Source organism: Bradyrhizobium sp. PRIMUS42 (assembly GCF_023006515.1).
Taxonomy (GTDB): domain Bacteria; phylum Pseudomonadota; class Alphaproteobacteria; order Rhizobiales; family Xanthobacteraceae; genus Bradyrhizobium.
On record NZ_JALBGZ010001194.1, the window covers coordinates 1 to 1180 of the forward strand.

General features: G+C 67.9%; 1 protein-coding gene. It reads right to left on the minus strand.

The features are described from left to right. Window positions 1-1180: Ig-like domain-containing protein (locus MOV75_RS38940; protein WP_247008146.1), on the minus strand; the 1180-nt coding region annotated here is incomplete at both ends.

Consider the following 1180-nt stretch of genomic DNA (forward strand, 5'->3'; position numbering starts at 1 on the left):
CGTGCTGCCGTCCAGGATGGTGACGGTGGTGCCGGCATCGGCGACGCCCACCGTGCCGGTGATGGTCTGGCTGGCCTGGTTGACCGGTCCGCCCGCGCTGGTGATGGCGACCGCGGGTGCCGTCGTGTCCAGGGTGAAGCTCAGCGAGGCCGAGCCGGTGTTGCCAAAAGTGTCAGTTTGGCTCGCCACGATGGTGTGTAATCCGTCGGCCAGCCCGGTCGGCGTAAACGACCACGCCCCTTGTGCATCGGTGGTCACCGTCGTCGCGATCGGGCTGCCGTCGATGGTGAAGTGCACCACGGTGTTGGCAAGGCCGCTGCCGTTCAGCGCTGGGTTGGCGGTGACATGGTCGGTGACTGAGGTACCGGTGTCGGAGACGAGACTCTCGGTCACCGTCGGGCCGGTGGTGCTGAGGGTGTAGACCACGGCGCCGCTGGTCGCGGTGTTGCCGGCCGCATCGCTGACCCGTGCGGTCAGGGAGTTACCGCCCTGGTTCAGCGTGACCGTGGTACTCCAGCTGCCGTTGCCTTGCACGATGGCGGTGCCGATCGTGGTAGCGCCGTCCAGGATGGTGACGGTGGTGCCGGCATCGGCGACGCCCACCGTGCCGGTGATGGTCTGGCTCGCCTGGTTGACCGGTCCGCCGGTGCTGGTAATCGCAACCGTCGGTGCCGTGGTGTCCAGGGTGAAGTTCAGCGATGCGCTGCCGGTGTTGCCAAAAGTGTCGGTCTGGCTCGCCACAATGGTGTGCGATCCGTCGGCCAGCCCGCTCGGCGTAAACGACCAGGCGCCTTGCGCATCGGTGGTCACTGTCGCCGCGATCGGGCTACCGTCGATGGTGAAGTGCACCACGGTGTTGGCAAGGCCGGTGCCGCTCAGCGCCGGATTGGCGGTGACATGGTCGGTGACTGAGGTGCCGGTGTCGGAGACGAGACTCTCGGTCACCGTCGGGCCGGTGGTGCTGAGCGTATAGACCACCGCGCCGCTGGTCGCGATGTTGCCGGCGGCATCGCTCACCCGCGCCGTCAGGGAGTTCGGGCCGCTGCTGAGCGTGACCGTTGTGCTCCAGCTGCCGTTGCCCTGCACGATGGCGCTGCCAATCGTCGTGGTGCCGTCCAGAATGGTGACGGTGGCGCCGGCATCGGCGACGCCCACCGTGCCGGTGATGGTCTGGCTGGCC